Source organism: Roseivivax sediminis (assembly GCF_900112685.1).
GTDB lineage: Bacteria > Pseudomonadota > Alphaproteobacteria > Rhodobacterales > Rhodobacteraceae > Roseivivax > Roseivivax sediminis.
In genome coordinates this window covers 137,206-159,733 of record NZ_FOMS01000001.1, presented here as the reverse complement: position 1 = coordinate 159,733, position 22,528 = coordinate 137,206, and the positions used below count along the sequence as shown (strand labels likewise).

General features: G+C 67.5%; 23 protein-coding genes and 1 pseudogene. 12 read left to right on the top strand and 12 right to left on the bottom strand.

Going from position 1 to position 22,528, the window contains the following annotated elements:
* Positions 1 to 10: 10 nt before the first annotated feature.
* A pseudogene (locus F3H57_RS00805) lies at positions 11 to 837 on the bottom strand (alpha/beta fold hydrolase).
* A complete protein-coding gene (locus F3H57_RS00800) occupies positions 837 to 1,520 on the bottom strand; it encodes a haloacid dehalogenase type II (protein WP_149753972.1) in 684 nt (227 codons plus the stop codon). The pseudogene F3H57_RS00805 and the gene F3H57_RS00800 overlap by 1 nt, the downstream one beginning before the upstream one ends.
* 122 nt (positions 1,521 to 1,642) lie before the next feature.
* On the opposite strand from F3H57_RS00800, the gene F3H57_RS00795 reads away from it, so the two are divergent.
* Positions 1,643 to 2,131 carry a hypothetical protein gene (locus F3H57_RS00795; protein ID WP_149753971.1) on the top strand — a complete coding sequence of 163 codons (489 nt, stop codon included), beginning with the start codon at positions 1,643 to 1,645 and terminating at the stop codon, positions 2,129 to 2,131.
* Positions 2,132 to 2,137: 6 nt separating this feature from the next.
* Here F3H57_RS00795 and F3H57_RS00790 read toward each other — a convergent pair whose 3' ends face one another.
* Genes F3H57_RS00790 through F3H57_RS00780 form a run of 3 tightly spaced genes read right to left on the bottom strand, consistent with a single transcriptional unit; the run spans position 2,138 to position 4,813 of the window.
* Positions 2,138 to 2,866: a TadE/TadG family type IV pilus assembly protein gene (locus F3H57_RS00790; RefSeq protein ID WP_149753970.1), complete on the bottom strand. Its 729-nt coding sequence runs from the start codon at positions 2,864 to 2,866 to the stop codon at positions 2,138 to 2,140.
* A 13-nt stretch (positions 2,867 to 2,879) separates the two neighbouring features.
* The gene (locus F3H57_RS00785; RefSeq protein WP_149753969.1) at positions 2,880 to 3,470 is read right to left on the bottom strand and encodes a TadE/TadG family type IV pilus assembly protein; all 591 of its coding nucleotides are present in this window, start codon (positions 3,468 to 3,470) and stop codon (positions 2,880 to 2,882) included.
* Entirely contained in the window at positions 3,467 to 4,813 is a 1,347-nt protein-coding gene (locus tag F3H57_RS00780; RefSeq protein WP_223162889.1) for a TadE/TadG family type IV pilus assembly protein, read from the bottom strand. Before F3H57_RS00780 ends, F3H57_RS00785 begins: the two co-directional genes overlap by 4 nt.
* Positions 4,814 to 5,305: 492 nt before the next feature.
* On the opposite strand from F3H57_RS00780, the gene F3H57_RS00775 reads away from it, so the two are divergent.
* The 5 genes from F3H57_RS00775 to F3H57_RS00755 all read left to right on the top strand — a co-directional run bounded on the left by F3H57_RS00775 (position 5,306) and on the right by F3H57_RS00755 (position 11,623).
* Positions 5,306 to 6,742: a Glu/Leu/Phe/Val family dehydrogenase gene (locus F3H57_RS00775; protein ID WP_149753967.1), complete on the top strand. Its 1,437-nt coding sequence runs from the start codon at positions 5,306 to 5,308 to the stop codon at positions 6,740 to 6,742.
* 95 nt (positions 6,743 to 6,837) lie between these two features.
* Positions 6,838 to 7,143: a hypothetical protein gene (locus tag F3H57_RS00770; protein WP_149753966.1), complete on the top strand. Its 306-nt coding sequence runs from the start codon at positions 6,838 to 6,840 to the stop codon at positions 7,141 to 7,143.
* Between the two features lie 99 nt (positions 7,144 to 7,242).
* Entirely contained in the window at positions 7,243 to 9,186 is a 1,944-nt protein-coding gene (gene dnaG, locus F3H57_RS00765; RefSeq protein ID WP_149753965.1) for a DNA primase, read from the top strand.
* Positions 9,187 to 9,330: 144 nt separating this feature from the next.
* The gene (gene rpoD, locus F3H57_RS00760; RefSeq protein ID WP_149753964.1) at positions 9,331 to 11,328 is read left to right on the top strand and encodes an RNA polymerase sigma factor RpoD; all 1,998 of its coding nucleotides are present in this window, start codon (positions 9,331 to 9,333) and stop codon (positions 11,326 to 11,328) included.
* A 10-nt stretch (positions 11,329 to 11,338) separates the two neighbouring features.
* Complete coding sequence (locus F3H57_RS00755; protein ID WP_149753963.1) at positions 11,339 to 11,623, top strand: HlyU family transcriptional regulator; 285 nt, start codon at positions 11,339 to 11,341, stop codon at positions 11,621 to 11,623.
* A 10-nt stretch (positions 11,624 to 11,633) separates the two neighbouring features.
* Here the strand turns inward: F3H57_RS00755 and F3H57_RS00750 are convergent, their stop codons facing one another.
* A complete protein-coding gene (locus F3H57_RS00750) occupies positions 11,634 to 12,119 on the bottom strand; it encodes a VTT domain-containing protein (RefSeq protein WP_188129567.1) in 486 nt (161 codons plus the stop codon).
* A gap of 129 nt (positions 12,120 to 12,248) precedes the next feature.
* On the opposite strand from F3H57_RS00750, the gene F3H57_RS00745 reads away from it, so the two are divergent.
* Positions 12,249 to 12,632, top strand: coding sequence for a hypothetical protein (locus F3H57_RS00745; RefSeq protein WP_149753961.1), 384 nt, complete (start codon positions 12,249 to 12,251; stop codon positions 12,630 to 12,632).
* A gap of 23 nt (positions 12,633 to 12,655) precedes the next feature.
* Here the strand turns inward: F3H57_RS00745 and F3H57_RS00740 are convergent, their stop codons facing one another.
* A complete protein-coding gene (locus F3H57_RS00740; RefSeq protein WP_149753960.1) occupies positions 12,656 to 13,327 on the bottom strand; it encodes an SDR family oxidoreductase in 672 nt (223 codons plus the stop codon).
* Between the two features lie 169 nt (positions 13,328 to 13,496).
* Between F3H57_RS00740 and F3H57_RS00735 the strand changes: the two genes are divergently transcribed.
* The 4 genes from F3H57_RS00735 (at position 13,497) to ribD (ending at position 15,917) form a co-directional block, all read left to right on the top strand.
* Positions 13,497 to 13,748 carry a hypothetical protein gene (locus F3H57_RS00735; protein WP_149753959.1) on the top strand — a complete coding sequence of 84 codons (252 nt, stop codon included), beginning with the start codon at positions 13,497 to 13,499 and terminating at the stop codon, positions 13,746 to 13,748.
* 55 nt (positions 13,749 to 13,803) lie between these two features.
* Positions 13,804 to 14,226, top strand: a complete 423-nt coding sequence (locus F3H57_RS00730; protein ID WP_149753958.1) for a secondary thiamine-phosphate synthase enzyme YjbQ — start codon at positions 13,804 to 13,806, stop codon at positions 14,224 to 14,226.
* A 124-nt stretch (positions 14,227 to 14,350) separates the two neighbouring features.
* Positions 14,351 to 14,815 carry a transcriptional regulator NrdR gene (gene nrdR / locus F3H57_RS00725; RefSeq protein WP_149753957.1) on the top strand — a complete coding sequence of 155 codons (465 nt, stop codon included), beginning with the start codon at positions 14,351 to 14,353 and terminating at the stop codon, positions 14,813 to 14,815.
* 1 nt (position 14,816) lies between these two features.
* The gene (ribD, locus tag F3H57_RS00720) at positions 14,817 to 15,917 is read left to right on the top strand and encodes a bifunctional diaminohydroxyphosphoribosylaminopyrimidine deaminase/5-amino-6-(5-phosphoribosylamino)uracil reductase RibD (RefSeq protein WP_262504480.1); all 1,101 of its coding nucleotides are present in this window, start codon (positions 14,817 to 14,819) and stop codon (positions 15,915 to 15,917) included.
* Between the two features lie 124 nt (positions 15,918 to 16,041).
* Here ribD and F3H57_RS00715 read toward each other — a convergent pair whose 3' ends face one another.
* The 5 genes from F3H57_RS00715 to F3H57_RS00695 form a co-directional block, all read right to left on the bottom strand.
* Positions 16,042 to 17,856 carry a M3 family oligoendopeptidase gene (locus tag F3H57_RS00715; RefSeq protein WP_149753956.1) on the bottom strand — a complete coding sequence of 605 codons (1,815 nt, stop codon included), beginning with the start codon at positions 17,854 to 17,856 and terminating at the stop codon, positions 16,042 to 16,044.
* A gap of 132 nt (positions 17,857 to 17,988) precedes the next feature.
* Entirely contained in the window at positions 17,989 to 19,587 is a 1,599-nt protein-coding gene (locus tag F3H57_RS00710) for an ATP-dependent DNA ligase (protein WP_149753955.1), read from the bottom strand.
* Positions 19,584 to 20,597 (bottom strand): ligase-associated DNA damage response exonuclease, encoded by a 1,014-nt coding sequence (locus F3H57_RS00705; RefSeq protein ID WP_149753954.1) that lies wholly within the window; start codon positions 20,595 to 20,597, stop codon positions 19,584 to 19,586. The genes F3H57_RS00710 and F3H57_RS00705 overlap by 4 nt, the downstream gene beginning before the upstream one ends.
* Positions 20,598 to 20,628: 31 nt before the next feature.
* Positions 20,629 to 21,594: an alpha/beta fold hydrolase gene (locus F3H57_RS00700; RefSeq protein WP_149753953.1), complete on the bottom strand. Its 966-nt coding sequence runs from the start codon at positions 21,592 to 21,594 to the stop codon at positions 20,629 to 20,631.
* Positions 21,594 to 21,881 carry an SCP2 sterol-binding domain-containing protein gene (locus F3H57_RS00695; protein ID WP_149753952.1) on the bottom strand — a complete coding sequence of 96 codons (288 nt, stop codon included), beginning with the start codon at positions 21,879 to 21,881 and terminating at the stop codon, positions 21,594 to 21,596. Before F3H57_RS00695 ends, F3H57_RS00700 begins: the two co-directional genes overlap by 1 nt.
* Before the next feature lie 70 nt (positions 21,882 to 21,951).
* Here F3H57_RS00695 and F3H57_RS00690 point away from each other — a divergent pair, with 70 nt between their 5' ends.
* Positions 21,952 to 22,527 (top strand): tetratricopeptide repeat protein, encoded by a 576-nt coding sequence (locus F3H57_RS00690; RefSeq protein ID WP_223162887.1) that lies wholly within the window; start codon positions 21,952 to 21,954, stop codon positions 22,525 to 22,527.
* Position 22,528: the final 1 nt, after the last annotated feature.

The window sequence follows — 22,528 nt, the reverse complement described above, 5'->3', positions numbered from 1 at the left end:
GGCGCGGGCCTTACCGCAGCATGTCCAGCCAGCGATCCAGGGCGTCCAGCGCCTCGGGCTCGTCGAGGAAGGGAATGTGGCCGCGGCCCGGCACCTCGGCGGCGATCATGTCGGGGCGGCGGGCCTGCATCTCGGCAAAGGTCTCGGGCGCGAGCAGGTTGGAATTGGCGCCGCGGATGGCGCAGAGCGGCAGGCCCGCGGCCGCGTCGAAGAGCGGCCAGAGATCCGCTGCGGGCTGCGCGCCGCCGCCAAGCACGGCGTCCCTGAGCTTGGGATCGTAAGGGATGGTCAGTCCGTGCGGGCCTTCGCGGAAGAGGATGCGTGCCTCGCGCTCCCAGCGCTCGGGCGGGACGCCCTCGAACCCCGGCAGGCGGGTGGCGAGCGCCTCGGCCGCATCGGCATGGGTTTTCCAGACCGGATCGCGGCCGAGATAGTTGCGAATCGCCTCCAGCCCCTCCTCGGCGATCTCCGGGCCGATGTCGTTGAAGGCGATGCCGGACAGGACAGCCGGTCCTTCGCCGTCGCCGCGAGTACCATGGCGATGAGCCCGCCGCGCGAGGTGCCGAGGATCGCCGCCCGCTCGATCCCCAGATGGTCGAGGAGTTCGACGGCGTCGCGCGCCTCCACCGGGATCGCGTAGGTTTCGGGCGGGCCCCAGTCGGACTGTCCGCGCCCGCGATAATCGGGGCGGATCAGGCGCACCCCTGTCAGGTGCGGTGCGACATAGTCGAAATCGTGGTGGTCGCGGGTGAGACCGGCGAGGCAGAGGAGCGGCAGGCCGTCGCCTTCGTCCTCGTAATGCAGCGACAGGCCGTCGGAGGAGGTGAAGCGCGGCATCAGGGGGCAAGCTCCGGAATGGGGGTGAGGTCGGGCACGACATGCGCCGGCCGGTGCGGCAGCCGGTCGACCGGGGCGCCGGCGCGATTGGCCCAGGCGGTGACAAAGCCGTAGCCGGCGGCGGCCGCGGCGTCCCAGCCGTTGGAGGAGACGAACAGCACCTCGGCGGGCGCGCAGCCGAAGCGCCGGCCGACGAGGTCGTAGACAGCCCGGGCCGGCTTGAAGACGCCGACCTCCTCCACCGACAGGACGGCGTCGAGCGATCCGCCGATCCCGGCGGCGTCGACGGAGTCTTGCAGCATCTCGGGATTGCCGTTCGACAGGATCGCGCAGGTCTTGCCGGCGGCCTTGAGCGCGGCCAGCACCTGCGGCACCTCGGGATAGGCGTCAAGCTCGCGGTAGAGCGCCAGCAGGCGGCCCCGCAGTTCCGCGTCGCCATCGAGGCCGCGGCGTTCCAGCGCCCAGTCGAGTCCGTCCTGCGTCACCTGCCAGAACGGGCAATGCTCTCCGATCACAGCGCGCAGCCAAGTGTATTGCAGCTGCTTCTGCCGCCAGTCCTCGGCCAGTTCCTGCCAGCAGGCGGCGAGCGCGTCGCGGCCGGGCTCGGCCGCGGCCGCACGGGCCGCGGCGCCGACGTCGAAGAGCGTGCCGTAGGCGTCGAAGATGCAGGTGGTGATCGGCATGGGGCCTCCGCGCTGCCGGTGTCGCGCCGAACACTGGCACGGCGCCGGGGCGGCGAAAAGCCCGGGCGGTTTCCCTCGGCGCGGAAGGGCGCTAGGGCAGGGGCGGCAGCAGGAGAGCGGGCATGGACAGGGACGACACGGACGCGGGCGAGGTACTGGTGGTTGTCCATGCCTCCGCGCCACGGCGCTGGATGGGGATCGTCGCGCTGGCGGGACTGGGCACGCTCCTGGCAGCGCTGGCGATTGGCACCCCGATGGCGTTCCTCTGGCGGCTGGTGTTCCTGGCCGGGGCGGCGGGCGCCATCGCCGGTGCGGCGGCCATGCACCGCGCGACGCAGGCGGTGCTGGAACTGACGCGGGAGGAGCTGCGCGAGCGCGGCGGCCTCGTCCTGGCGCGGATCGAGGAGGTCGAACGCGTCGACCGGTCGATGTTCGCGATGAAGCCGTCGAACGGTTTTCTTCTCAAGCTGTCCCGGCCGCAGACACGGGTCTGGCGGCCGGGGCTCTGGTGGCGCCTTGGGCGGCGCGTGGCGGTGGGGGGCGTGACAGCCGGAGCGCAGACCCGCCCCATGGCCGACATCATCGCGGCGTTGAAATCTGGGCAGATCTGAGCGGGGTCACACCCCGCTCGGCTCGATGTTTTCGCTGCCGTCGACGTTGTCCCTGCACTTGTTGGAGTTCTGACCCTCGTCGTAGTTCTCGGCGTTGTTGTTGCACAGCGAGTTTCCGGGCGCGTCCTGGTCGCCGTTGCCCCAGCCATTGTTGGCGTGGGATCCGCCGCCGCCGTCGTCGAACAGCACCTGCGGAGCAAAGCGCGGGCGGGTGAAGGAATAGGATGTGATCTCGGACGCTCCCAGACCGGCGATGGTGAAGACCGGCTGGTGGTCCGTCCATGTCTCGACGACGATCACCTGATCGTTGCGCGCCATCAGCGGCAGCCTGTCGTCCCAATCCGTCAGCGTGCCCGAGAGCACCGCCCGGTCGCCGCGGGTCTCGGACCAGACGACCCGGTACTCGGGATCCTGCCGGTCGATCTTCTTCGTCTGACGGACGACGCTGATGCGCAGGTCGGTCTTGTCCAGATTGCTCTTCAGCATCGCCAGGACAAGCTCGAAGGTGTGATCGATATAGGCGTCGTCTATCGGGTCGGTCTCGCGGGACATCATGTCGCCGACGGTGTAATTGATCCGCTGCTCCAGCGCCGTCTGGCGGCCGAAATCGTGCCAGACCCAGCCGGCTGCGAAGAGCGTGGCGACCACCGGGATCAGCAGCAGACCTTCGACCGTCGCATCGCCGTCCTCTTGGCCGAGGAAGCGGTGCGCGCGGGACTTGATTGCATCGAACATGCGCCGATCCTCCTCAGAGCGGTTCGTGGACAAAGGCGCCGACGGCATTCATCCGGGCATGGCCGTCATCCTCGTAGTAGCTGGCCAGGTACTTGCCGAGGCCGAGCGTCGGCGTGATCGGCTCGAACCGGAAGCAGGCGCGCAGCATCATCAGTTCGTTTTCGCGGCCGTATTCGAAGGCGACCTGCGGTTGGACCTCGTCGTCGGAACCGCCGTAGCCGTCCGATCCGGATCCCGTGGCGTCGACCGTGTCGTCGTAGCACTTCACGTTCTGGGGCGGCAGTTGCCAGTCGCGGATGTCGAGCTTGACCATCTCCAGGTAGAGTTCGTCCTCGCAATACGGCAGGATGACGGAGTTGTCGCAGATCATCTCTTTCAGCGTCTCGCGATCGTAGATCGTGCCGGTGCCGAGCCGCACGCGCCGGATCGTCTTGTCGAGCCCGTGCTCGAGCATCGTCTGCCGGGCGGTGTACATGCCCATTTCGACGCCGCCGAGGATGAAGACGATGAAGATCAGGATCCACAGAACGTAGGGAACGGTTTGCACGGCGCCGTCTTCGTTGCGCGCGAAACGGCGCAGATACGCGGTATGGACACGGGTCATTGCACGAGCCTCAGCTGGTTGATCGCCCGGGCGATCGAGTAGAATGCGTCTTCGATCTCCAGCCCGTCGACCCGGTAGAAATGGGCCGGCGAAGAGGCGCAGCTGCGCATCACGTCGGCGCCGTGGTCGCTCACCTCGAAACCGATGGACCAGATGACGATGCCTTCCGCCTTGGCCGCGTCGCAGATCCGGTCCATCAGGCCGTCGCCCATGCCGGCATTGTATTTCTGGTAATAGAACTGCGAGTGGTAATAGGAGTTCACGTGCCGGTTCAGGTAGTACCACAGGTTGTACTGGTTCCAGTGCGACACTTCCGATGAACTGTCATAGGCCCAGTCCGAGATGCGGTAGGACCGGTCGTGCTGGCCGTCGGTCATCAGCACGATGGTTTTCAACGTGTTCTCGTCGTCCCAGTCGGCCGGACGGTTCGCGAAGGTGGAATCGACGTCGCCTTCCGCCGCCATGGCGGAGACCAGCGGCCGGTGCTCCGGGCTCAGGAAGGCGGTCGCCCACTTCATGCCCAGGAAGATCGACGTGCCCGCCCGCGGCTGGAATTGCGAGATCTGCGATTTCAGCGCCCCGGCATCCTGCGAGAACGCGCGAATCCGCTCGTAGGAATAGCGCGGGCAGACGGTGTCGCTGCGCTCGTTGTAGCCCGGATAGTTCCACTGGAAGTGCTGCGCCTGCTCGTAGGTGACCGACATGTCGAGTTCGGTGCTGTCGAACTGGTTGCCGTCGATCTCGAGGCAATGCGAATAGCCGTGCCGCCAGTCGACGTTGAAATGGCTGGCCACGTCCGGGCCGGCGTTCACATGCTCCGAATAGGGCACGAGCGTCACCGAGACGAGATCGTCGTTCTCGTCCGACAGGACGGTGTCGATAAAGGTGTTGGCCGCCGTCTTCAGGTTGGCCATCTTGTTGTTCGAGACCATAGAGCCCGAGATGTCGAGCACGAGCGAGATCTCCACATTGGCGATCCGCTCCACTGCCTGGGCGGTGCCGCCGGTCCGGTAGGACTGCTGCCCGAGCAGGCGCGTGAAGTTCGCCGGGACCTCCATGTCGGCGGTGCCGGTGACGTCCTTGAAGTTCAGCCCCTCCTGCGACCGGACGCTGGTCAGCGTGCCGTCGAGCGCCATCTTGTCGAAATAATCCCGCACGACGACGTCGGGGTCGAGCACCTGTTCGAGGTCGGCCGCGGCCAGCACCGCGCGGTCGAGAGTGTTCTGCACGTTCACGCGCTTGTACTCGGCGATGATGAGGTCGACGCCGATCCCGCCGACAGCGACCAGAATCAGCGACGTGAAGATCATCGTGATGGAAAGTGCGCCGGATTCGTCCCGCACGAAGGCGCGCAGGGGGGCCGGCCAATCTCGCCGCGCCTGCCGGAGCGCGCGGGCGGACCTTCCGGCCGAAGCGGTTCCCCGGCATCTGGGCAATTCAATACGCATGCCGTACCTTTCCCCCCGGAGCTTCTCGCCGGGGCGTACACATTGTTCGGTGTTTCGTGGCCTGCCGCGAGCAGCCGGACAGGTCGACGGAACCGGACACTGCTCCGGCAAGTCGGCGAAAATGGGGCGCGATTACCGCCAATTTCGGCTTGTTTGCAGCCGATCGCGCACATTGCGGGGCGCTGCGGGTCATTGTCCCCGGGGTGGCGACGCCGGGCGGCCTCGGGCGGCGGTCGTCCCGTCGGGCCATGACGGGTACCGGCGACTCTGCGCCACAAATTTGTGCAGTTCGCGGATGTCTCCGTCGCCATCCTGCGTTACGCTCCATCCCGGGCCGGCCGTCGTGCGGCCCGGGACCGATTGCCCGCAAGGGCCCGAGGAGGCGCAATGGAACACACCCCGCTCAACGAACCCACCTTCCGCGAGAGCGTCGATCTGATGTTCAATCGCGCGGTCAAGCTTCTGGACCTCAGTCCCGGGCTCGAGGAGAAGATCCGCGTGTGCAACGCCACCTACACGGTGCGGTTCGGCGTGCGGCTGCGCGGCGCGATCCACACGTTCACCGGTTACCGGTCCGTCCACTCCGAGCACATGGAGCCCGTGAAGGGCGGCATCCGCTATTCCACCGCCGTCAACCAGGACGAGGTGGAGGCGCTGGCCGCGCTGATGACCTACAAATGTGCGCTGGTGGAGACGCCGTTCGGCGGCTCGAAGGGCGGGCTCTGCGTCGATCCGCGCGACTGGGACGCCCACGAGATGGAGCAGATCACCCGCCGTTTCGCCTATGAACTGGTGAAGCGCGACCTGATCAACCCCTCGCAGAACGTGCCGGCGCCCGACATGGGCACCGGCGAGCGGGAAATGGCCTGGATCGCGGACCAGTACGCGCGGATGCACACCACCGACATCAATTCCAAGGCCTGCGTCACCGGCAAGCCGCTCAATTCCGGCGGCATCCCCGGCCGTGTGGAAGCGACGGGCCGCGGCGTGCAATACGCCCTGCGCGAGTTCTTCCGCCACCCCGAGGACGTCTCCAAGACCGGCATGTCCGGCACGCTGGACGGCAAGAAGGTGATCGTCCAGGGCCTCGGTAACGTGGGCTACCACGCCGCGAAGTTCCTGTCGGAGGAGGACGGCTGCAAGATCGTCGCCATCGTCGAGCGCGACGGCGCGGTGATGAACGCCCAGGGCCTCGACGTGGAGAAGGTGCGCGCGCACATCCTGGAAACCGGCGGCGTCTCAGGCTGCCCCGATGCCGATTACACCGAGACCGGCAACGCCGTGCTCGAACACGAATGCGACGTGCTGATCCCCGCCGCGCTCGAAGGGGTGATCAACCTGTCGAACGCGCACCGCATCAAGGCGCCGCTGATCGTGGAGGCGGCCAACGGCCCCGTGACCGCCGGCGCCGACGACATCCTGCGCCAGCGCGGCACCGTCATCATTCCCGACATGTACGCCAATGCCGGCGGTGTGACGGTGTCTTATTTCGAATGGGTCAAGAACCTCAGCCACATCCGGTTCGGCCGGATGCAGCGCCGGCAGGAGGAAGCGCGCCACCAGCTTATCGTCGACGAGCTGGAGCGGCTCGACCGGTATCTCGGAGATGCCTGGTCGATGTCGCCCGACTTCAAGTCGAAGTATCTCAAGGGCGCGGACGAACTGGAACTGGTGCGCTCGGGTCTCGACGACACTATGCGCATTGCCTACCAGTCGATGCGCGTGCCGTGGCACGAAAGGTCCGACGTCACCGATCTGCGAACATCCGCCTACATGGTGGCGATCAACCGCGTGGCATCGAGCTATCGGGCCAAGGGCCTTTAGAAAGGCGAAACTTCGCCGGTTCGGCCGCCGTGCCTTTGGCATGCCCGGCGCCTCACTCTAAGTGCAGGCGCGACCGACAACGAAAGGACGCGACGATGAAACAGGCGCTTTTTGCGATGTTGCTGACGGCGGCCGCGATCGTTGGACCCGCGGCCACCGCTCAGGACAAGGCGGAGGAATGCAATCTCCAGGCGGACATGGTGATGGCCGTTGTCAACAGCCGCGGAGAGGGCGTGGGAGCCGAAGAAGCGGTCGAGACCGTGCAGTCCAACTTGTCGGGACCCGAGGCGAAATATGCCTCGGTCGTGCCGGCGGTGGTCGACTGGGTCTACACACTGCCCGAGGATCAGCTTGGCGACGGGGTCGGCCAGAGCTGGGTGGAGGCGTGCCTGGCACGCTGATCCCGCGAGTCGCGCGGCCGGGCGCGTGCAGGTCCCCGACGCCCGGTTGCGCCGCCGCCGGCTCTCGACTCCGCTCCGGACGGCGGCCATATTCGGGGCATGAGTCTCCCCCCCGGTTTCCTCGACGAATTGCGCGGCCGCCTCAGCCTGAGCCAGGTCGTCGGCCGCAAGGTCATGTGGGACAACCGCAAGTCCAACCAAGCCAAGGGGGACATGTGGGCGCCGTGCCCGTTCCACCAGGAAAAGAGCGCGTCGTTCCACGTCGACGACCGCAAGGGCTTCTACTACTGCTTCGGCTGCCAGGCGAAGGGCGACGCGATCTCGTTCGTCCGCGAAAGCGAGAATGTCGGCTTCATGGAGGCGGTTGAGATCCTTGCCCGCGAGGCCGGCATGCAGATGCCCGCGCAGGACCCGCGCACGAAGGAGAAGTCCGACCGCCGCGACCAGCTCGCCGAGGTCATGGAGGCGGCCGTGCGCTTCTACCGGATGCAGCTGCGTACCGGGGCAGGAGCGGATGCCCGCGATTACCTTTTCGGCAAGCGGAAGCTGTCGGAGCAGGCGGTGGAGACGTTCGAGATCGGTTTCGCGCCCGACGGCTGGCAGGGCCTGTGGGATCATCTGCGCCACGACGGGGTGAGCGAGGAGCTGATTCTGGCCGCCGGTCTTGCCCGGGCCTCGCAGAAGGGCGGCAAGCCCTACGACGTCTTCCGCAACCGCATCATGTTCCCGATCCGAGACGGGCGCGGTCGCGCCATCGCCTTCGGCGGCCGCGCGATGGACCCGGACGACAAAGCCAAATACCTCAACTCGCCCGAGACGGAGCTCTTCGACAAGGGGCGCAACCTCTACAACCTCGCGCCGGCGCGCGAGGCGGCGGGCAAGGGCCAGCCGCTGATCGTCGCCGAGGGCTACATGGACGTGATTGCGCTGTCCGAGGGCGGCTTCACCGCCGCCGTCGCGCCGCTCGGCACAGCGGTGACCGAGGCACAGCTTCAGACGCTCTGGCGCGTCGCGCCCGAGCCGGTGATCGCGCTCGACGGCGACGCGGCGGGCCTGCGCGCCGCCTACCGGGTGATCGACCTCGCCCTGCCGCTTCTGGAGGCCGGGCGCTCCCTGCGGTTCGCGCGGATGCCCGAGGGCAAGGATCCCGACGATCTCGTCCGCTCGGGCGGGGAGGCGGCGGTGCGCGAGGTGCTGGACGCCGCGGCGCCCACGGTCGACCTGCTCTGGCGGCGCGAGACCGAAGGCCGCGTCTTCGACAGCCCCGAGCGCAAGGCCGCGCTCGACCAGTCGCTGCGCGAGACGCTGAAGCGCATCCCCGACCCGTCGCTGCGCTACCATTACGGCGAGGAGATCAAGCGCCTGAGGTGGGAGCTGTTCCGCCCCGCGCGCCCCGAGGGCAAGCGCCGCACGCCCTGGCGCCGCGATGCGCCGGCGCCCGCCTCGCCGTCGGCCAAGGCGTCGCTCCTGGCCTCCGACGCGCGGGCGGAGGAGCATATCCGCGAGGCGGTGATCCTCGCCGCGGTGCTGTCGACGCCCGAGGTGCTCGACACCTTCGATGCCGAGATCGCGGAGATGGATTGCGCCGACGCCACCCATTCCGCGATCCGCGATGCGCTGCTCCGTGCGATGCCCGCCGGCGAATCGGATGCCCGCGCCGCCGTTGCCGCGGCGATCGGTCAGTCGGCCCTTGATTCCTTTCTTTCGGCACCTCATTTGCAGGTCGTTCCGTGCCTGCGCCAGCCCGGCGATGCCGAGATCGCGGCGCTGACCGTTGCGGAGGAACTGGCCAAGCGGAACGCCGCACGGGGCCGACACGAAGCGGAAACCGAGGCGGTCGAGGATCTGGAGGCGCATTCCGACGAGGTGCTGACCTGGCGACTGAGACAGGCGTCCGAGGATTACGCCCGTGCCCAACGGGCCGCACGGGAGGATGACAGGGAGTTCGACACGGGCGCCAACGGCGCGCGAATCGACCGCGGCGAACGCGACGCCTTCGCCGCCCTGATGGAAACGATACGGTTCGACAAACGGCGCAGCTAATGCACAAACGTCGCGGATCGTCAAAAGAATCGGCTGGCCCGGGTGTGCGAATCACTTCACCGCGCTATTGATTCGCGCTAATCGAATCGCTCGATGCGCAATGCGCCCGATGCGCGACCCGGCCCCTCGAGAGGAGTGCTGAGAATGGCAGCCAAGGATAACGACGACGCCAAGCCCGAGGTGCAGGAGGAGGAGGTCACGCTCGACATGAGCCAGGCCGCGGTCAAGAAGATGATCGCGGAGGCCAAAGAGCGCGGCTACATCACCTACGACCAGCTCAACTCGGTCCTGCCGCCGGATCAGGTCTCCTCGGACCAGATCGAGGACGTGATGTCGATGCTCTCCGAGATGGGCATCCAGGTCACCGAAGAGGACGAGGAAGCCGAAGAGGAAGAGGACAAGGGCTCGACCGAGCTCGTCCAGTCGTCTTCCAACAAGGATGTCGCGCTGTCCTCCGGCTCGGGCGAGAAGCTCGACCGCACGGACGATCCCGTCCGCATGTACCTGCGCGAGATGGGTTCTGTGGAGCTTCTGTCCCGCGAGGGCGAGATCGCCATCGCCAAGCGGATCGAGGCGGGTCGCAACACAATGATCGCGGGGCTGTGCGAAAGCCCGCTGACCTTCCAGGCGATCACCATCTGGCGCGACGAACTTCTCGCCGAAGATATTCTGTTGCGCGACGTGATCGACCTCGAGACCACGTTCGGCAACCAGGTCGGCGAAGACGGAGAGCTCGAGGAAGCCGTCGTCTCGAACGAGACCGCCGGCAATGCCGAACTGCGCAAGGAAAAGCCGGCGGAGCCGGAGCTCGACGCCGACGGCAACCCGATCCGGCGCGAGGACGAGGGCGACGAGGAAGAAGAGCAGGCGAACATGTCGCTTGCGGCGATGGAAGCCGCGCTCAAGCCCCGTGTGCTGGAGACGCTGGACCGCATCGCCCAGGATTACGAAGAGCTGGCCGCGATGCAGGACAGCCGCATCTCGGCCACGCTGAACGAGGACGGCTCGTTCAGCCGCGGTGACGAGGAACGCTACCAGAAGCTGCGCGGCGAGATCGTGAAGCTGGTGAACGAGCTTCACCTGCACAACAACCGTATCGAAGCGCTGATCGACCAGCTCTACGGTATCAACAAGCGGATCATGGCCATCGACAGCGCCATGGTGAAGCTGGCCGACCAGGCGCGCATCAACCGCCGCGAATTCGTCGACGAATACCGCGGCTACGAGCTCGATCCCAACTGGATGGAGCGGATGGGCCAGAAGCCCGGCCGCGGTTGGCAGAGCTTCATCGAACGCTCTTCGGACAAGGTGAGCGAGCTGCGCGGCGACATGGCCCAGATCGGCCAGTATGTCGGTCTCGATATCGGCGAATTCCGCCGCATCGTCCAGCAGGTCCAGAAGGGCGAGAAGGAGGCCCGGCAGGCCAAGAAGGAGATGGTCGAGGCCAACCTGCGCCTCGTGATCTCCATCGCCAAGAAGTACACCAACCGTGGCCTTCAGTTCCTCGACCTCATTCAGGAAGGCAACATCGGCCTGATGAAGGCCGTGGACAAGTTCGAGTATCGCCGCGGCTACAAGTTCTCGACCTATGCGACGTGGTGGATCCGCCAGGCGATCACCCGCTCGATCGCCGACCAGGCGCGCACGATCCGCATCCCGGTCCACATGATCGAGACGATCAACAAGCTGGTCCGCACCGGCCGCCAGATGCTGCATGAGATCGGCCGCGAACCGACCCCGGAGGAGCTGGCGGAAAAGCTGCAGATGCCGCTCGAGAAGGTCCGCAAGGTGATGAAGATCGCCAAGGAGCCGATCTCTCTCGAAACGCCCATCGGCGACGAGGAAGACAGCCAGCTCGGCGATTTCATCGAGGACAAGAACGCGGTCCTGCCGCTCGACGCGGCGATCCAGGACAACCTCAAGGAAACCACGACGCGCGTGCTGTCGTCGCTCACCCCGCGCGAGGAACGTGTCCTGCGAATGCGCTTCGGCATCGGCATGAACACCGACCACACTCTTGAAGAAGTGGGCCAGCAGTTCTCCGTGACGCGCGAACGTATCCGCCAGATCGAGGCGAAGGCGCTGCGCAAACTCAAGCATCCCAGCCGGTCGCGCAAGCTGCGGTCGTTCCTCGATCAGTAAAGGGCAGGGTATGGCCGGCTTCTTTTCCAAACTCTTCGGCGGCGGGAACGACGGCGGCAAGCCGGCTCCCGCCGAGACCGTGGAATACAACGGCTTCTACATCACGCCCGAACCGATGCCCGATGACGGCCAGTTCCGCATCGCCGCGCTGATCGAGGGCGATGTGGACGGCGAGCGCAAGTCGCATCAGCTCATTCGTGCGGACGTGATGAGCGATTACGACGCCGCGGTCGAGGCCTCGCTCGCCAAGGCGCGGCAGGCGATCGACCAGCAGGGCAAGGCGCTTTTCGAGTAATCCGCCCGGTTCAGGCCGACCGGGCGTAGCGCCAGAGGTCGCGCGCGGCGGTTCCCAGTATCGCCAGCCCTAGCACCACCAGAAGTCCCGTCGGCGACCACAGGTGCCCCCAGAGGTAACCGAGCGCTCGGCCGATCTTCGTGCCGAGCGTCACCAGTAGCGTCGCCCACACGACCGCCGAGCAGAAGGTGATTGGCAGATAGCGGGCGGACCGCACGCCCGTGGCCGTGCCGATATAGACCGGCACGATGAACCGCGCGCCCGGAATGAACCGGAAGATGGCGGTCAGCAGTAGCGGCCGCGTCAGGAACCGCGCGGTCAGCCGCTGCGCCGCCGGCCGGGCGAGCGCGCGCAGCACCCGTGGATGATCGCGGAAGTAGCGGGCGCCGTAATAGGTGATGAGGTCGGTGGTCCATCCGCCCGCCGCGACCGCCACGATCGCGTGCCAGTGGGTGAAGTAGCCGCGATGCGACAGCACGCCGGCCGTGATGGCCACCGCGTCCCCTTCCAGCGCGCATCCCAGCCAGACCGCCAGAAGCCCGAATTCGGAGATCAGCGTTTCGATCTGCGCGCCCTCCCGCTTGCGACGATTGACGGGGCCGCAGCTTTCTCTAGCTCACTGCACATGCCTGATTTCCGTACCGCCTGCCATATCCACGCCGCCGTCTTCGCGGCGCTCTTTGCCATCTACGTCGTGCTGCCGGGCCTGCCGCTCGCCGCCTTCGATCAGACCGCGACGCCGGGTGCGCAACTCGCGATACGTCGCTCGGGCGTCGTTCTGCTGGGCATCGCGGTGATCCTCATGCTCGTGCGCAACACAGGCCCTTCGCCGGAGCGGCGGGCCATCGTGCTGGGCGTCGTGGTGATCTGGGCGGGCCTGGCGCTCTTCGGGGTCCAGGCGATCCTGCGCGGCGTCGCCGGCTGGACCGCCTGGGGCACCGTCGCGGTCGAGCTCAGCCTCGCGGCGCTCATGGTGCCGCATCTGCGCGCCCGCCGGACCGAAGGGTAGAGGCCAGGCCACCGCACGCTCCCTCAGTCGGTGGGCATGACGAAGACTTCCTGCACGTTCGCCCGGCGCTCCGCCTCCAGCGCGTACATCACCGCGCCGGCCACGTCCTCGGGCTTCAGCTTGTCGGGCTTGGCCTCCTCGAAGAACGGCGTGTCGACCATGCCCGGCGCGATCACGGTGCAGCGCCCGCCCCAGTCTCGCATCTCTTCGGCGAGGTTGCCGCCGTAGCCGTGTACGAACCATTTCGTGGCCGAATAGACCGACCCCTTGATGTGCTTGCGCCCTGCGGCGGACCCGGTCAGCACCATGTGCCCGCGGCTTTCGCGCAAGAGGGGGATCGCCGCTTTCACGGTCCACAACAGCCCCAGCACGTTGAGATGCACCATGGTCTCCCATTCCTCGGGATCGCCGTCCTCCGCGCCTGGGACAGAAGCGCCGGTGCCGGCATTGGCGAAGGCGGCGTCGACCCCGCCGTAGGCTTCTGCCAGATGCGCAACGGCCTCGCGCTGCTGCGACAGGTCGCTCGCATCGCCGGGCAGAACCATCGCCTGCTCTCCGATCTCGGCGGCGAGCGTGTCCAGCTTGTCCTTCGATCGGGCGAAAAGCCCGACATTCCAGCCCTTCGAGGCCGCCTGCCGGGCCGTTTCCGCGCCGATGCCACTGGAGGCACCGGTGATGAAGAGAGTGCGCGCCATAAAGGTCTCCCTGCTGAACTGCATCCGTGTGTTCGGATGGTAACGCAGCCCGATGCGGGCCGGTTGCAGGATGCGGTGCGGGAGGGGCGTCAAGCCCGAACGCGCATTCCGAGGAAACTTTTCTGCGCCCCACCCGTTTTGTCCCCGAAGCCAGATCGGAGTTCCAGTTATGCGTCGTACCGCCCTTACTGCCGCCGCCCTGACCTGCGTCGCCGCCGCGTCGTTCGCTGCCACGAACGTCTTGCAGGCCCCAGAAGCCGAGGTGATCGAGATCGAGGTCTCCGCCGCCGAACTGAACGATTGCCGCGAGACGCTCGCGCAGGTCGCACAATCCCCGGCCGTTGCCGACAACGGCTCCCCGCTTTTCTTCGACCGCACGCAGGACCTGCCCAGCGTGCAATGCGTGGTCGCGGAAGCCTGATCGCCCGAGGCACTTACGGGGTCCGTCTGCGCGGGCCCCAAACGGACCACGCGACATGCACCAGACGACCTTCGACGTGGCCACGCGCGGCCCGAGCCTGATCGAGATCACACGCGACGTGACGATGTGGGTTGCGGGCACAGGCGCATCGACCGGCCTTCTGACTCTCTTTATCCGCCACACATCGGCGAGCCTGCTCATCCAGGAGAATGCCGACCCCGAGGTGCGCTCGGACGTGCTCGCGTGGCTATCGCGGCTCGTGCCGCCCACGACCGATCCCGCGATGTCGTACCTCACGCATACCTACGAGGGGCCGGACGACATGCCGGGCCACATCAAGGCCGCGCATCTGCCCGTGTCCCTGTCGATCCCGGTGGCGGACGGACGCCCCGTTCTCGGCACCTGGCAGGGCATCTACGTCGTGGAGCATCGCGACGCGGCGCACACGCGCCAGATCTTCGCGCATCTCGCAAGCTGACACGCCCCGCATCTTGCGGCGCCAATTCCCCCCTACCCAAATTCTGGCCGACCTCCTATAGTCACTGTGGATAATTTGGGGCCGAACCCCAGAAACAGGCGAATTACGGACGAGGGGGACGGTCATGCGCTGCCCGTTTTGCGGCAATATCGACACGCAGGTGAAGGACTCGCGACCGGCCGAGGATCACGTTTCGATCCGGCGCCGGCGCTTCTGTCCCGCATGCAGCGGCCGGTTCACCACCTACGAACGGGTGCAGCTGCGCGACCTCGTGGTCATCAAGACCAACGGTCGGCGCGAGGATTTCGACCGCGACAAGCTCGAACGCTCCATCCGCATCGCCATGCAGAAACGCCCCGTGGAGCCCGAGCGCATCGACCAGATGATCTCCGGCATCGTGCGGCGGCTTGAATCGATGGGCGAAACCGACATCCCCTCCAAGCAGATCGGCGAGATCGTGATGGAGGCGCTGGCCCGCATCGACACCGTGGCCTATGTCCGGTTCGCCAGCGTCTACAAGAACTTCCAGGCGGCGGACGATTTCGACAAGTTCGTCAGCGAATTGCGCCCCGGCGCCGCCGACAAGTAACGTGGCACTTTCCGAGGCGGACGCGCGCCACATGGCGCATGCGCTGGCCCTCGGCCGGCGCGGCATGGGGCGAACCTGGCCGAACCCGGCGGTCGGCTGCGTGATCGTGAATGGCGGCCGCGTGATCGGCCGTGGCTGGACGGGCGACGGCGGCCGCCCTCACGCGGAGACCGAGGCGCTCGCTGCCGCCGGCGCGGCCGCGAAGGGCGCCACCGCCTATGTCACGCTGGAGCCTTGCGCCCATCACGGGCAGACGCCGCCCTGCGCCGACGCGCTGATCGCCGCCGGCATCGCCCGTGTCGTCGCTCCGCTGGAGGACAGCGATCCGCGCGTCTCGGGCCAGGGCTTTGCCCGCCTGCGCGCCGCGGGCGTGGACGTGACGACCGGGGTGATGGCCGAAGAGGCCGCGCGCGACCACGCAGGTTTCTTCCTGCGCACGGAACAAGGTAGGCCAACGGTGACGCTCAAGCTCGCCACGAGCTTCGACGGCCGCATCGCCACCGCCACCGGCGAAAGCCGCTGGATCACCGGCCCCGAAGCCCGCGCCGTGGTGCACGGCCTGCGCGCGAGCCACGACGCGGTGCTGGTCGGGGCAGGGACCGCCCGCGCCGACGATCCGGCGCTGACCGTGCGCGGCTGGGGGAGGGTGCCGCAGCCGGTGCGCGTGGTCGCCTCCCGCCTTCTCGACCTGCCGCTCATGGGCCAACTGGCCCGCACCGCGCGCGAGGTGCCGGTCTGGATCTGCCACGGCCCCGACGCCCCGGCCGAAAGCCGCACCGCCTGGGAAGGGCTCGGCGCCCGCCTCATCGCCTGTCCGCTCTCGGGGCGCCAGCTCGACGCCAGGGCGCTCCTGAACAGCCTCGGCGAGGCCGGCCTCACGCGGGTCTTCTGCGAAGGCGGCGGCACGCTCGCCGCGACGCTTCTCGCCGCGGACCTCGTCGACGAGCTCGTCGGCTTCACCGCCGGCCTCGCCCTCGGCGCGGAGGGCCAGCCCAGCCTCGGCGCGCTCGGCATCGACCGCCTCTCCGAAGCCCCGCGGTTCCGCCTCGCCGAAACCCGCGCCATCGGCGCCGACGTCATGCACCGCTGGCACCGCGCCTGACAAGCGCAGCCCGCCCCTGGTTTCATCTGCCCGAAAATATCCCGGGGGTCCGGGGGCAGCGCCCCCGCCGCTCTCCGCTGGTAACCGCCCGTAGGGTGGGCAATCTGCCCACCCACGCACGCGATCACTCTTCCATCGCCTCCAGCTCGTCGATCATGCCCGAGATCATTGACAGCCCCTTGTCCCAGAACGTCGGATCCGAGGCATCGAGCCCGAACGGCGCCAAGAGCGCCGAATGGTGCTTCGATCCGCCCGCGCGCAGCATGTCGAAATACTTCTCCTGGAAGCCCTCGGGCCGTTCCACGTACTCGGCGTAAAGCGCGTTCACCAGCCCGTCGCCGAAGGCATAGGCATAGACGTAGAAGGGCGAATGCACGAAATGCGGGATATACGCCCAGAACGTCTCGTAGCCCTCCATGAAGTCGAAGGCGGGCCCGAGGCTCTCGCCCTGCACCGACATCCACAGCGCGTTGATGTCGTCCGGGGTCAGTTCCCCGCCGCGCCGTGCATCGTGCAGCTTGCATTCGAAATCGTAGAACGCGATCTGCCGCACGACCGTGTTGATCATGTCCTCGACCTTGCCGGCCAGGAGCACCTTGCGCTCCGCCGCGTCACCCGCGTTCGCCAGCATCCGCTGGAAGGTCAGCATCTCGCCGAACACCGACGCGGTCTCGGCCAGCGTCAGCGGGGTCGAGGACAGCATCTCCCCCTGGCCCGCGGCCAGCACCTGGTGCACACCGTGGCCGAGCTCGTGCGCCAGCGTCATCACGTCCCGCGGCTTGCCGAGGTAGTTGAGCATCACGTAGGGGTGCACGTCGGTCACCGTCGGATGCGCGAAGGCCCCGGGCGCCTTGCCCGGCTTCACGCCCGCATCGATCCAGCCGCGGTCGAAGAAGGGCTGCGCGATCTCCGCCATCTTCGGGTCGAAGGCCGAATAGGCGTTCATCACCGTCTCGCGCGCCTCGTCCCAGTTCACCACGCGGTCCGAGGACATCGGCAGCGGCGCGTTGCGGTCCCAGACCTGCATCCGCTCGACCCCCAGCCAGCGCCGCTTGAGCTCGTAGTACCGGTGCGACAGCTTGGGGTAGGCCGCAACGACCGCGTCGCGCAGGGCCTGCACGACCTCGGGCTCGACGTCGTTGGCCAGGTGCCGGCCGGTCTGCGGCGTCGGCATGCCGCGCCAGCGGTCCATCACCTCCTTCTCCTTGGTCTGGGTGTTGTGCACCCGCGCGAAGGTCCGCACGTTGTTGGTGAACACCGCCCCCAGCGCCCTTGCCGAGGCCTCGCGCTTGGCACGGTCCTGCTCGGTCAGCCCGTTCAGAGTCGCCTCGATGCCCTGGACCTCACCGTCCACGTCGAATTCCAGCCCCGCGATGGTCTCGTCGAAGAGCCGCTCCCACGCGTCGCCCACGACACCCATGTCGTGCAGGAACTTCTCCAGCTCGTCCGAAAGCTGGTAGGGCTTCATCGCCCGGACCCGGTCGAAAGCCGGCTTGTAGCGCGCCAGCGCCTCGTCCGCCGCGAACAGCGCGTCGTAATCGGCATCGTCCAGCCGGTTCAGCTCCAGCGAGAAGAACACCAGCGGCGTGGTGTAGGTGGTGATCTTCTCCTGCATGTCCGACAGCATCTTGGTGCGCGCCGGATCGGTGGTGTTCTGGTAATAGCGCAGGCCGGCATAGGACATGATCCGCCCCGCGACGCCTTCGATCCGCTCATGGCGCTGCACCATCTCCAGGAACCCGGCGGCGTCCAGATCCGCGATCCTGCCCTCGTAATCGGCCGCGAAGCGCTGGCAGGCCTCCTCCAGCCAGTCGAGATCGCGCTTGAGCTCCGCCGCGTCCGGCGCGGTGTAGAGATCGCTCAGATCCCATTCCGGCAGGTCGCCGAGGTCGCGGCCGCCGGCGGCGGCATTGGCGTCGAGAAGCGGGCGAAGTCTCATGGATGTCTCCTGCTGTTATCCGTCTGAGGTAGGCCCGCGCGCCCCCCCGGTTCAAGCCCGCATGCGCTTCTTCTCGTCGCAAATACTCCGGGGTGAATTGGCCGCAAGCGGCCAAGAGGGGCAGCGCCCCTCCTACCCGTAGGCCGCGAGCATCGCCTTGAGGTCTTCAAGCGTGTTCGCCTCCTCTTTCGGCTTGTCGTGCCGCCAGCGGCTCATGCGCGGAAAACGCAGCGCCACGCCGGACTTGTGGCGGGGCGAGGCCTGGATCCCCTCGAAGGCGATCTCGAACACGTGCTCGGGCGTGACCTGTCGCACCGGCCCGTATCGCTCCACGGTGTTGCGGCGCACCCAGGCGGTAATCTTGCGGAACTCTGCGTCCGTCAGTCCCGAATAGGCCTTGGTGAAGGGCACCAGTGTCTCCGCGTCCCAGACCGCGAAGGTGAAGTCGGTGAAGAGGTTCGCGCGCCGCCCCGCGCCCTGCTGGGCATAGATCATCACCGCGTCGATCACGAGCGGGTCGAGCTTCCACTTCCACCAATCGCCCTTCTTGCGCCCCGAGAGATACGGCGAGCCCTTGCGCTTGAGCATCACGCCCTCGGCGCGGAACTCCCGCGCGGTGGCGCGCTGCCGGGCGAGGTTCTCCCAATCGGCGAAGTCGATGAGCGGTGAGGGGCGAAGCGGCGCCTCGGCCGGCAGGGGCGCGATCAGCGCCTCGAGCCGCGCGCGGCGGTCGGCCATCGGGGTCTCGCGCAGATCGGTGCCGGCCTCTTCCAGAAGGTCGTAAGCCAGCATGATCACCGGCGCCTCTGTCAGCAGCTTCTTCGGAACGGTCTTGCGGCCGATCCGGCTTTGCAGCGTGTTGAACGGCATCGGCATGACCGCCTCGGCGTCCCAGGCGGCGATCTCGCCGTCGATCACGGTGCCGTCCGGCAGGAAGTCGCGGGCGCGGGCGAATTCCGGAAACCGGTCCGTCATCAGCTCTTCGCCGCGGGACCAGACATGGTGTTCGCCGCCCCGGACCACCAGTTGCCCGCGGATCCCGTCCCACTTCCATTCCGCCTGCCACTCCTCTGGATCACCGAGCGTCTCCGGCGGATCGTCGAGCTGGTAGGCCAGGTAGAAAGGGTAGGGCCGCGAGAGATCGGCGGAACCGTCGTCCGCCTCGATCAGCGTCCGGTAGCTGACATCGTCCGGCGTCCAGCCGCCCATGAGCTTCAGCGCCAGCGCCGCCTCGTCCTGCCCGGTGGCCTGCGCCAGCGCGCGAGTCATCAGCTTCTGGCTCACGCCGATGCGCCAGCCGCCGGTCAGAAGCTTGTTGAACAGGAATCGTTCGGTGGCGTCGAGCTGGTCCCACGCGGCGACGATCCGGTCGCGGCGCGTGTCGATGTCGACCTGCGCAAGCGCGCGCAAGTCATTGATCCAGTGGGAGAGCGGGCGGTCGGTCTCTTCCGCCGGGGGCGGCAGGACGAGCGCGATGGTCTCGGCCAGATCGCCGACGATCGGATAGCTTTCTTCCAGAAGCCAGAGCGGGATGCCCGCCCGCTCCGCCGCCCATTCGCGCAGTTGCGTGGTGGTGACCGCACGCTTCGGTCGCCGGCCGGAGAAGAGCGCGATGGTCCAGAGCTTGTCGTCGTCCGAGGCCTGGCTGAAGTAGTCGGCCAAAGCCCTTGTCTTGATTGTGGTTTTCGTCGTCTGATCGACAGCGGTGAAGAGTGCGGCAAAGTCCTTCATGCCGCGTCCGTCACCGCTGCGTCGTCATCCTCGTCTGTGCCGAATTCGGTGGGCACGACTTCCGCGTTCCAGCCTTCGGAGTTCATCCATCGCGCGAAGATGTCGGTGTAACCGTGCGTCGCATATATGTTTTCCGCACCGGTTTCGCGGATCGCCCCGATCAGGCCGGGCCAGTCGGCATGGTCCGACAGCACGAAGCCGCGGTCGGCCGCGCGGCGGCGCCGCACCCCGCGCAGGCGCATCCAGCCGGAGGCAAACCCGGTGGAGGCCGGCCCGAAGCGCCGCGCCCACGGCGTGCCGAGCGCCGAGGGCGGCGCCAGCACCAGCGCGCCGGGATGAGCCTTCGGATCGGTGTCCGGCAGGACCTGCACCGTCTCCGGCAGCGCGTAGCCCTGGCCGCGCAGCACGGCGTTTGTGCCCTCGACGGCGCCGTGGGTGAGGATCGGTCCGATCTTCGGGTTCACCAGCGCAAGCAGCCGCTGCGCCTTGCCCAGCGAATAGGCCCCGAGGAGCGAGGCCCGCCCCTCCGCCGCGTTCGCCGCCCACCAGGCGTTGATCTCGGCGGCGACCGCGGCCTGCGAGACCCATGAGAAGACCGGCAGGCCGAAGGTGCATTCGGTGATGAAGGAATGACAGCGAACCGGCTCGAAATCCTCGCAGAAGCCGTCCGCCTCGGTCTTGTAGTCGCCGGAGACGACCCAGACCTCGCCGCCCACCTCCACGCGGATCTGCGCCGAGCCCGGGATGTGGCCGGCGGGATGGAAGGACACTTTCGCATCGCCAATGGTCAGTGCCTTGCCATATGCCACCGTGTCGAGGTCGATCTCTCCCAGACGGTGGCGCATGACCGGTGCGGCGGCCTCGGTCGCAAGGTAGCGATTGTGGCCCGGACGGGCGTGGTCGGCATGGCCGTGGGTAATCAGCGCGCGGTCGACCGGCCGCCAGGGGTCGACGAAGAAGTCCCCGGCAGGGCAGTAGATCCCGCGGTCGGTGAAGGTCAGCACGGCCATGGCGGCGAAGCTAGCGCCGCGCCGCGCGCGCTCAACCTGCGGCGCGGGCGACCTCGGGCGGGGCGGCCTCGAAATGGCGGGCGATGGCGTCGGTGATCTGGTGACGCACTTCGGCGCGGTCCATGAGCACCTCGTGCGCGCCGCCCTCGATCACCTCCAGCCGGCCGCCGGGCCAGCGGTCCATGCGGGCGCGAATGCGCTCCACGTCGACGATGCGCTCGTTCTCGCCCACGAAGGCGATGCAGGGGACGTCCGGCGACGGCAGCCGCGCGAGATCCCAGCATTCGGCCAGCGCCTCGTGCAGCCAGCGCAGCGACGGTCCGCCGAGCTGCAGCTTCGGCTCTGCCGCGACCTGGCTGCGCATGTATTCGTACATCTCGATGTCTGGGGTCAGCAGGTTGTCCTCGAACGCCTGCTCGAGCACGTAGGCCTCGGGCTTGGTGCCCGGGGCAAAGACATGGCCCAGCCCGATACGCAGGCTCGACCAGCCGAGTGCCCAGGCCACCGGTCGCAGCGTCGCGGCGATGCGGATGCCCCACATCGGCCCGGTGAAGGCGGCGGCCTTTACGGGCAGCCCTTCGACAAGGGCGCGCAGGCCGATGGCCCCGCCCATGGAATGCGCGATGAGGTGAAAGGGCTCCGGAAGGTCCTGATCGCGGGCCGCCGCGACCATCGCCGCCACGTCCGACTGGTAGTCGAGAAACGCGTTCACGTGCCCGGTGCGGCTGTCCGGGAGGAACCGGTCGGCGAGCCCCTGGCCGCGCCAGTCGATGGCGAGCGTGTGATAGCCGTAGGCTGCAAGGTCGGTCGCCGTGCGACCGTACTTTTCCACGTATTCCGTGCGGCCGGGGAAGAGCAGGACCGTGCCTTTCGCGTCCGCCGGCCCCGGAAAATGCGCCAGCCGCAGCCTCACCCCGTCGCGCGTATGGGTCCAGAAGGCATGGCTGCCCTCCGGCCCTTCGGCCAGCGCGTCGAGAAACGGCGCGGCGTCGTGCATCAGGCGAGCACCTGCGCCAGCTGCATCGCCTTGCCCATGTCGCCCTCGATGGCGAGCTTGCCGGACATGAAGGCCGAGGTCGGGTCGAGATCGCCCTCCATGATCTGGCGGAACGTGTCGGCGTCGGCTTTGAGCGTGACGTCCGCGTCCCCGTCGCCGGCGCGCGCGCCGTCCGAATCGAGCACGAAGGCGCCTTCGCCCTCGATGTCGAACTTGGCTGTGCCGTCGAAGCCCGACACGTCCTTTTCGTTCATTGCCGCAACGGCTCCATTCACGACGTCACTCATGCGCGCTGTCCTCCATTTGATCGACCGGCGGGTGGTATTTCCCGCCATGTAAGCTAATCTCTGGAGTACAATGCGCATCACATATCCGAAGTTCAAATCTACCGTCGCGGCACTGGCCGCCATAGTCATGATTTCCCTACCTGTGTCCGTTTCGGCGCAGGTCGGGTCGGACCGCTCTGCCGAATTGCTGGCCGATCTGGCGGAGGCCGAGGATCGGGTTGCGGCCGGAAAGCTGGAGCGCGAGCTGCGGCTGGAATGGTCGAAGTCGGGGTCCCCGGCGATGGATCTGCTGCTCAAGCGCGGGCGCGACGCGCTTGAGGTCAACGACACGGGGGCGGCGCTGGAACATCTGCGGGCTCTGACCGACCATGCACCGGATTTCGCCGAGGGCTGGCTGGCGCTCGCCACCGCCTATTACGCGGAGGAGATGTTCGGCCCCGCCGCGCACGCGCTCGAACGCACGCTGGCGCTCAATCCCGATCATTTCGGGGCGCTGCAGGGGCTTGGCGCCATTTACGACAGTCTCGAAAAGCCCCAGCTGGCTTATGACGCCTATGCCGCCGCCGCGCGACTCCGCCCGCATGACGAGGATCTCGATGCGGCGCTGACGCGGCTGGAGCGCGAGGCGACGGGCTGGAAGCTCTGAC